At 61.1% G+C, this 9,086-nt stretch carries 8 protein-coding genes; 3 read left to right on the top strand and 5 right to left on the bottom strand.

Going from position 1 to position 9,086, the window contains the following annotated elements; all coding sequences use genetic code 11:
• The coding region (locus tag SO156_RS45145; RefSeq protein ID WP_498539365.1) for a saccharopine dehydrogenase family protein at positions 1-922 on the bottom strand (922 nt) is incomplete at its 3' end.
• Positions 923-1,379: 457 nt separating this feature from the next.
• On the opposite strand from SO156_RS45145, the gene SO156_RS45140 reads away from it, so the two are divergent.
• From SO156_RS45140 to SO156_RS45130, 3 genes are all read left to right on the top strand, one after another.
• Positions 1,380-1,694: a co-chaperone GroES gene (locus tag SO156_RS45140; RefSeq protein ID WP_498539364.1), complete on the top strand. Its 315-nt coding sequence runs from the start codon at positions 1,380-1,382 to the stop codon at positions 1,692-1,694.
• Positions 1,695-1,784: 90 nt separating this feature from the next.
• Positions 1,785-3,416: a chaperonin GroEL gene (groL, locus tag SO156_RS45135; protein WP_498539363.1), complete on the top strand. Its 1,632-nt coding sequence runs from the start codon at positions 1,785-1,787 to the stop codon at positions 3,414-3,416.
• A gap of 170 nt (positions 3,417-3,586) precedes the next feature.
• The gene (locus tag SO156_RS45130; RefSeq protein ID WP_498539362.1) at positions 3,587-5,185 is read left to right on the top strand and encodes an FAD-binding oxidoreductase; all 1,599 of its coding nucleotides are present in this window, start codon (positions 3,587-3,589) and stop codon (positions 5,183-5,185) included.
• A gap of 708 nt (positions 5,186-5,893) precedes the next feature.
• On the opposite strand, the gene SO156_RS45125 is transcribed toward SO156_RS45130, so the two are convergent.
• From SO156_RS45125 to SO156_RS45110, 4 genes are read right to left on the bottom strand one after another with little or no spacing between them, the layout of a single operon-like run.
• Positions 5,894-6,556 (bottom strand): amino acid ABC transporter permease, encoded by a 663-nt coding sequence (locus tag SO156_RS45125; RefSeq protein WP_498539361.1) that lies wholly within the window; start codon positions 6,554-6,556, stop codon positions 5,894-5,896.
• Complete coding sequence (locus tag SO156_RS45120) at positions 6,553-7,215, bottom strand: amino acid ABC transporter permease (protein ID WP_458145043.1); 663 nt, start codon at positions 7,213-7,215, stop codon at positions 6,553-6,555. The genes SO156_RS45125 and SO156_RS45120 overlap by 4 nt, the downstream gene beginning before the upstream one ends.
• A 54-nt stretch (positions 7,216-7,269) precedes the next feature.
• Complete coding sequence (locus SO156_RS45115; protein WP_498539360.1) at positions 7,270-8,145, bottom strand: transporter substrate-binding domain-containing protein; 876 nt, start codon at positions 8,143-8,145, stop codon at positions 7,270-7,272.
• A gap of 43 nt (positions 8,146-8,188) precedes the next feature.
• Positions 8,189-8,938 carry an amino acid ABC transporter ATP-binding protein gene (locus SO156_RS45110; RefSeq protein ID WP_498539359.1) on the bottom strand — a complete coding sequence of 250 codons (750 nt, stop codon included), beginning with the start codon at positions 8,936-8,938 and terminating at the stop codon, positions 8,189-8,191.
• Between the last annotated feature and the right edge of the window lie 148 nt (positions 8,939-9,086).

Below are 9,086 nucleotides of genomic sequence, written 5' to 3'. Positions count from 1 at the left end.
GCTCTTCCCGAGTGGGGCCGGCGCCGGGTTTGAGACCGCCGGTCCGGAACAGGGAAACCATCGTGGCAAAGGTCTCCGTTGTCACGTGGGCGATTTCCCCAAATCCCGGCGCGACCATCATCTCGTCGTAAACGAAGTCGGTGCCGTAGGGATGACCCAAAAGGAAATTTGTGCGGTGCACGTTCTTGGTGTTGATCGGCGCCATTGGGAATGGCACGAGCCACACCCTGGTGCCGGGGTCGTATTCGGGGATGAGGCCCGACGGTTGAGACGGCCCGGTAAACCCGGGCGTCAACGCGAAGGGATCACTCAACAGACGGATCAGGGTCGGGTCGCGTGCCGCGGAGGCCAATGTCGCCTGAGCACTTGCCGCGGTGCCGCCAGACATGCTGCCTCTCACCTTGCGCAAGCGGGCCTTGACCCGCCGTGCAGAGCGTCCGAATTTCTCGCGCGCCTTCTCCTGCAACGTGAGCACGCCGAGATCGAACGGGATGGAATCGAAGCCGCAGGAGAAGACGATGCGCGCGCCGGTTCGTTTCGCCTCTTCGTGATGGGCGTCGATCATGCGCCGCATCCAAACCGGCTCGCCGCACAAATCAACATAGGCTGTTCCCGTGGCAGCGCAGGCCGCCACGAGCTCGGGGCCGTAGAGCTGATAAGGCCCGACCGTCGTGATGATTACGGCCGCACGCTCGCACATCGAACGCAGGCTGGCCGGCTCGGCGGCATCCGCCGTGACCAACGGCAAATCGTCCAGTGCGCCGATATCGGCGCGCACCTTCTGGAGCTTGTCGGTCGAGCGACCCGCGATCGCCCAGGATGGCGCATCGTCGCCGCGATAGGACGTCGCCAGATATTCGGCGATGAGGCGGCCGGTGTAGCCCGTCGCGCCATAAACGATGAGGTCGAAGTCCCGCTTCACGACGTTGATCCTCCTCGCGACCCCGCAGCGCAAACTTCAGATCTGTATGTAGTCGTACGCTTCGCGGCCACTGTCGTCAGGGGCCGTGCAACATGCGCTACCACACGGGGCGCTAACCCTGATCGGACCGGCCTTCCGTCGGCAGGATCGCACCGGCTGAGCCCAGGGTCCGCCGCTTCATTGAACCGTCCCCTCGGTAACGGAGGATACCACGTTCCCGCCCTTGAGGGCGCAACGTCGGGATGGGGTCAATCGCGTCGCTTTTGGCCCGGTTGCCGGATGTCTGCTTGCTCCCTGACCGCGGCGGGATAGCGGACATGCCAACCGCTGTGTGGGCCAACAGGCGACATGGGTCGAAACCCTTGCGCCCAAGTGTCACAGGCTTATGTGAGGAGCGGCGATCACTGGCTCATTGCGACGGCCAATCCAGCAACAATCACTAAAGAGGGAGGATCGCATGAAATTCCGTCCGCTTCACGACCGCCTCGTGGTCAAGCGCATCGAGGCCGAACAGAAGACCGCTGGGGGCATCATCATTCCCGACACGGCCAAGGAGAAGCCCTCCCAGGGCGAAGTGATCGCCATCGGCCCCGGCGGCCGCGACGAGAGCGGCAAGCTGATCCCGATCGACGTCCAGGTCGGCGACCGCGTGCTGTTCGGCAAGTGGTCGGGCACCGAGGTCAAGATCGACGGCCAGGAGCTGTTGATCATGAAGGAAAGCGACATCATGGGTGTTCTCACCGACGTCGCCGGCTCCAGGAAGGCGGCCTAACGCTGACCGCCGCAAATGCTCACCCCTGAGGAGCGCCTGCCTATGCTGCCTCGCAGGTGAGAGACGAATTTCAATTCGGGGAGGACAAATATGTCAGCTAAGGAAGTCAAATTAGGGGTCGATGCCCGCGACCGCATGCTCCGCGGTGTCGAGATCCTCGCCAACGCCGTGAAGGTCACGCTCGGTCCAAAGGGCCGCAACGTCGTCCTCGACAAGTCGTTCGGCGCGCCCCGCATCACCAAGGACGGCGTTGCCGTCGCCAAGGAGATCGAACTCGAGGACAAGTTCGAGAACATGGGCGCGCAGATGGTGCGGGAAGTGGCGTCGAAGGCGGCGGATGCCGCCGGCGATGGCACTACCACCGCGACCGTGCTCGCCGCCGCGATCGTCCGTGAAGGCGCCAAATCGGTTGCCGCCGGCATGAACCCGATGGATCTCAAGCGCGGTATCGACCTCGCGGTCGACGCCGTCGTTGCGGACCTCGAGAAGAACTCCAGGAAGGTCACCTCGAACGAGGAGATCGCCCAGGTCGGCACCATCTCCGCCAATGGCGATGCCGAAGTAGGCAAGTTTCTCGCCGATGCCATGAAGAAGGTCGGCAACGAGGGTGTCATCACCGTCGAGGAAGCCAAGTCGCTCGAGACCGAGCTCGACGTCGTCGAGGGCATGCAGTTCGACCGCGGCTATATCTCGCCCTACTTCGTTACCAATGCCGACAAGATGCGCGCTGAAATGGAAGACGCCTACATCCTGATCAACGAGAAGAAGCTCTCCTCGCTGAACGAGATGTTGCCGCTGCTCGAGGCCGTGGTGCAGACCGGCAAGCCGCTAGTCATCGTGGCTGAGGACGTCGAAGGCGAAGCGCTCGCGACCCTGGTCGTGAACCGCCTGCGCGGCGGCCTGAAGGTCGCGGCCGTCAAGGCTCCGGGCTTCGGCGATCGCCGCAAGGCCATGCTGCAGGACATCGCGATCCTGACCGGCGGCCAGGCGATTTCGGAAGACCTCGGCATCAAGCTCGAGAACGTCACGCTCAACATGCTCGGTCGCGCCAGGAAGGTGATGATCGACAAGGAGAACACCACGATCGTCAACGGCGCCGGCAAGAAGGCCGACATCGAGGCGCGCGTGGCCCAGATCAAGGCGCAGATCGAGGAGACCACCTCGGACTACGACCGTGAGAAGCTCCAGGAGCGTCTCGCCAAGCTCGCGGGCGGCGTCGCGGTGATCCGCGTCGGCGGCGCGACCGAGGTCGAGGTCAAGGAGCGCAAGGATCGCGTTGATGACGCGATGCATGCGACCCGTGCGGCCGTCGAGGAAGGCATTGTCCCGGGCGGCGGCGTCGCCCTGCTTCGTGCCTCCGTGCATCTCAAGGGGATCCGGACCAAGAACGACGACCAGAAGACCGGCGTCGAGATCGTGCGCAAGGCGCTGTCCGCGCCGGCCCGCCAGATCGCGATCAACGCCGGTGAAGACGGCTCGGTGATCGTCGGCAAGATCCTGGAGAAGGATCAGTATTCGTTCGGCTTCGACAGCCAGACCGGCGAGTACGGTAATCTCGTCACCAAGGGCATCATCGACCCGACCAAGGTGGTTCGCGTCGCGATCCAGAACGCAGCCTCGGTCGCGGCGCTTCTAATTACCACCGAAGCCATGGTCGCCGAGCTGCCGAAGAAGGCCGGAGCCGGACCCGCCATGCCCCCGGGCGGCGGCATGGACTTCTGAATCCAACCGTTCGGCGCTCAAGAAAAAAGGGCCCAGCAGCGATGCCGGGCCTTCACGTTCTGCCTTGGAAGCGTATCGTTTCGATCGACCGAGGTCGCCTTCAGCGGCCCCGTGGTTCAGAAGTTTCTCTTCGATCTCAGAAACTCTCAAAGAACCGGGAGGGACCCCTCATGGAGGACGCAAGGCTGAAATATTACGGGTGGGGCCGCGAAGGAGAAGGTATGAGCGCAGAGGAGCGAAAGTTTGTTCTCGGCCGCTATCATGCGAAGTTTGGAGCTGGCGAGTTCGATACGATCGTCGTCCCGCGCCTTGAAGACCTCTTCCTGCGGGAGCCGCGCGTGCTGCCGCCGGCTTCGCTGTCACTCTTCTGCACGGCGGAACGCTACGATCGCGCCGCGCACACCTATGGGAAGTCATATCCGGACTACGTCAGAGCGATGCTCGGCAACTACGATTGTGCGCCCGACGTCGTGGCCTATCCGCGCAATGAGGCGGAGATTTCCGCCGTGATGGACTGGGCGGGTTCTGTCGGCGCTTCGCTGACGCCTTTCGGGGGCGGATCCAGTGTCTGCGGTGGAGTCGAGCCGCGGGTTGACGGCATCAAGCATAAAGCTGCCGTTACCCTCGACCTGCGCAATCTCGCTAAAGTCGTCGAAGTGGATCCGGTATCTCGCGCTGCATTGATTGAAGCCGGCACCTATGGCCCATCTTTGGAAAACCAGCTCAAGCCCCATGGTTTTACGTTGCGGCACTTCCCGCAGAGTTTTGAATACTCGACGCTCGGCGGCTGGATTGCGACCCGATCGGGCGGCCATTTCGCCAGCCTTCACACTCACATCGACGACTTCGTCGAAAGCCTGCGCGTCGTGACGCCAGCTGGTGTGGTCGAAACGCGCCGGCTTCCCGGGTCGGGTGCGGGTCCCAGTCCCGACCGGATGTTCATCGGCTCGGAAGGAATTTTGGGTGTGATTTCGCGCGCCTGGATGCGATTGCAGCCCCGTCCAAAATTCCGCGCCGGCGCATCCGTTCGTTTTCCGTCGTTCTTCGATGCTGCGCGCGCCGTGCGCGCAGTCGCGCAAGCGGGCCTCTATCCATCAAATTGTCGGATCCTGGACTCACAGGAGGCCTTCAACACCGGTGCAGCCGATGGGAGCGTTGCCATCATGGTGCTCGCCTTCGAGTCGGGCGATCATCCGATGGACGCCTGGATAGCGCGCGCGCTGGAATGCTGCACCGACCATCGGGGAACGCCGGAGCCGGCAGAGGCGGGCGGCGCACATCTGGAAGGTGCGGCGGGCGTCTGGCGCAACGCATTCATTCGGATGCCCTATGCGCGCGAATTTCTGACGCCCGCAGGGCTTGTCAACGATACGTTCGAGACTGCCATCACCTGGGATCAGTTCGAAGGCTTTCACGACAACGTCAAAGGGGCGACCGAGCGCGCCATTCTTGAAGCAACTGGCGTCAGGGGTGAAGTGACTTGCCGTTTCACTTACGTCTACCCGGACGGGCCTGCACCCTATTTCACTTTCCATGCTCTTGGTCGCCACGGCGGACTTCTCGAGCAGTGGCAGGCGATCAAGAAAGCGGCAAGCGACGCGCTGATTGCGGCAGGTGGCACAATCACGCATCATCATGCCGTCGGCCGCGATCACAGGCCGTGGTACGACCGGCAACGGCCGGAACTTTTCGCAGCCGCATTGCGGGCGGCCAAGCGGGAACTGGATCCGCAGTGCCTCCTCAACCCGGGCGTCCTGATTGATCCGTAGACGTATTCTGGCGAAAGCACTGTCTCCGCTTGGCGCCTTGCGGGACTCTGTGTAGCCAGGTCTTAAGGACGCTTTGCGCGAATTTGCATGACGCGGCGTCGCGGAAAGGCAGCTCCTGGCGCAAACCGGACTTTTTGCGCGAGCCATACGTCGGTGGTCGACGGGGAATTGTTGATGGTTGACGGTACGGGCGGAAAAAAAAGCGTGGCCAAGCGGAGGGACTTCCGACCAAGCATACGCCCACTGCGTCGATTGACTCCGATACTTGCCGAAGTGCCCATTTCTCCGATCCGCACAAGTTTTCCTGTGAATTCAAGACCGAAGAATTAGAGCGGGCATACCGTCGGGATCTGACCGTCAGCTTTGTGAATTTGTGCTTGGAAATCAACGCGGAAATATCGTCCAAAATGATTGAGTGGGAGTAGTGCCCTCGCGGTGATCAGCCAGATTGGGGTAGGTTCATTCGTGTTCTCGATGGATTGGCCTGTTGTTTCCTATTCGACTTAACTCTGTGGAAGCGGATATCCAACAGACGTTGCGCCGATGGGTAGTGCGGCGGACTATAGCGTAGAAAGGGCGAGAGCCAGGCTTGGGCTAAAGCCGGGGCCCGGGGGCGCGCCGCTTTACAAAGAACTCCATCCCCTTCAGCCGCGATGACAAATGCTCGGCTATTGATTGCCGTTGCTTGGCGATAAGATCGGGTCGATTTCAGTATCGAAGACGGCGTTCGATAGCATTTGCCAGCGCCGTCAACGCGTAACAGATCACGAAGAATATGCTCAAAACGCCCAGATAGATTTCGATGGCGTGTGACTGTCCACTCCCAACATAGGCTAGTCTTTCAATCATTTGACGCGCCGATCCCAGGAGATCCGAAACGCCAACAACGGAAGTCAGCGCGCTCGCCTGGACGAGAACCGTGAGCTGCCCGACATAGGGCGGTAGTGCGCGCCGAAACGCTTGCGGCAGAATGACGAACACGAGAGCTTCGGTTGCGCTCAAGCCAAGCGCTCGAGCGCCCTGCTCTTGGCGGTGTGGAATGGAACTCAATGCGCCACGAAGAACCTCACCGATGTTCGATCCGCCCCAAAGTCCCAGTCCGATGACAGCGGCCGTCAGCGGCCCCGTGCGAACGCCAATTTGTGGAAGCGCGAAGAACACGAAAAGGAGGATCATCAGCGACGGCACGCCACGGAATACATCGACGTAAAATCGTCCGATCATGCGCACGAAAGTACGCGTGCTCTGCAACAGCGCTGCGATCGCGAGGCCAAGAATCGTCGCCAACACGACGGTGAGCAGCGAGATCCACAGCGTGATGAGAAGACCCTGACCGAGGTAGGCAGCGACCGGCCAAACCCAATTGTTCATTTAACGAATCCCAGTCCAGGAATCGCCAGCCTGCGCTCGAAGGTGCGCGACACGACGCTGAGAATGCTGCACACGAGCAGATACATGAGACATGCGATGCCGAAGGTCTCGAACACCTTGAACGTATCGGACACGATCCGGTTGGCGACGTAGGTCAATTCCTGATAGCCCACGACGATCATAAAGGACGACGATCTGAACTGCGTAATCGCCGTGGTCGTCGCTCCGGTGATTGCGATGCGCAGCGCGAGCGGCAGCGTGACGTCAAGAAAGGTCTGGAACGCCGGTAGGCCAAGCGCGCGGGCCGCTGTCACTTCGCCTTTCGGCACGGCGTCGAAGGCCGCTCTGAATACTTCCGTTTGATAAGCGCCGCCCCACAATGCCAGCGCGAGCCAAGAGGTCTGGAATGGCGTCAGACTAATACCGATATCCGGTAGCGCGTAAAACAAGAGAAAGATCTGTACGAGGAGGGGCGTGCAGCGGAATGCATTCACGAAGCCGACGATCACCAGGCTGACCATGGGGATCCGCGCGTAGCGTATTGCCCCAAGTGCGACCCCAATTCCGATTCCGAGCACTATGCCGATCGCGCTGATGAGGAGGCTATTGCCCAACCCCACCAGTAGCGCGGTCACCTCTCTCGCGAGATCGCTCTGCATGATACGCACCTCCGCCCGATCGCGCGGGGCGCCTGAGCGCCCCACGCGCCACCGTCAGGACTTACACTCGAGAGGATCGACGCCCGCATAGTCGAGCTTGACTTTCGGTCCCGGCACGACGTTACGATACTTCGCGATCATGCTCGGATCCTTCACTTCGTCAGCGAAAGCCTTGTAGAAGGCGTCGTCTTCGCGCATCTCGGCGATCACGGCATTGATCCAGGCAAGCATGGCCGCATTGCCTTTCTTCACCCCGATACCCTGGATCGCGGGTGAAGCGAGTTCGCCGACGACTTTGAAATTCTTGTTGTTCTGTACAAAATTGTAGTCGTAAACGTCGATGTAAGCGAAGGCGTCACTTCGCCCCTGCACCAACATCGTCGAGGAATCGGCCGGGCTTTGCGCAGTAATTAGGTTCGCCTTTGGCTGGCACTTCTGGAGCCAGGTCTGATAGGTGCTTCCCGTCACTGTGACAACCGTGTGCCCGGTGAGGTCGGCATAGTTGTTGATCGGCGAATCCTTCTTCACGACGAGCTGAAGATTGCTCAACCAGATCGGATCCGAGAAGTCGACCTGCTCGGCGCGCGCCGGCGTTCGGGCGAGCGAGGCCAGCACGAGGTCGACCTTGCCGGATTGCAGGAACGGGATGCGGTTGCTGTCGTTCACACATTGCGTCTGCAGGCCGGATTCGGTGCCGAAGGCAAATGCGGCGATGCGCTTGACAAGCGCATACTCAAAACCGGCTGGCTTTCCATCGAGGCCGACATAGCCCGCAGGCGGATACTGGCAATTGATGCCGATCGTCAGAACTTTTGGCGTGGCAAGGTCTGCTGGCAGCGGCACGTCGACCTTCGACTGCGCCATAGCCGGTAAGGCAAGTACGGAAAATGACAGGCCGGCGATCGCAGCCAAACATTTCAGCATCTTCATGTTTCCCTCTCTCTTTGGTCCCTTTGAGTTGCGCGAAAACGGGTCAGGTGTCGGCATGTGACAGGAACTGGCGCGTGCGGTCGTGACTCGGTCGATCGAGGACGTCGGCCGGGTTTCCCTTCTCGACAACCACGCCATCAGCCATGAACACCAGCGTGTCACCAACCTCACGCGCAAAGTTCATTTCGTGCGTCACCACAAGCATGGTCATGCCGGAGCGAGCGAGGTCCTTCATGACGTTCAAGACCTCGCGCACGAGCTGAGGGTCGAGCGCCGATGTGACCTCGTCGAACAGCATCACGTGGGGACGCATCATCAGGGCCCGAGCAATGGCGACCCGCTGCTGCTGGCCTCCCGAAAGCTGGTCCGGATAGCTGCCGGCCTTGTCCGCCAGGCCGACCTTCGCGAGCAGTTCCCGGGCGCGAGCTTCCGCTTCCGCAATCGGCTCCTTCAAGACACGCCGCGGCACCAAGGTTAGGTTTTTCAGGACGGTGAGGTGCGGAAACAGGTTGTAGTGCTGAAACACCATCCCCACACGCTGGCGGACCTTGTTCACGTCCTGCTTGCCAGAGAGCAGGTTCTCGCCGTCCAGAACGATCTCCCCGCCGGCAACCGGCTGAAGCATGTTGACCGTCCGCAGCAGCGAGCTCTTGCCGCTGCCGCTCGGGCCGATGATAACGACGACTTCGCCTTGCCGGACGGACAGGTCGACACCCTTCAGGACTTCATTTGATCCGTACGAAACGCGAATGCCGCGCAAATCGAGGAAGGGTACGGTTGCTCCGGTCGACATTGCGTGCCTTTCTCGGCTATCAGCGAAACGCTGGCCGAACGATCGCCGAGATCAGATCGGCCATCGCGACGTGCGTCTGGAGAGGGATCCCATCGACGTCAGCGTCGACAACGTTGCCGACCGAGTTGATCAAGCCGATATCGACACC

Source organism: Bradyrhizobium sp. UFLA05-125, assembly GCF_059803515.1.
The sequence above is the reverse complement of the archived record's forward strand: the minus strand, read 5'-3'. Positions and strand labels throughout refer to the sequence as shown.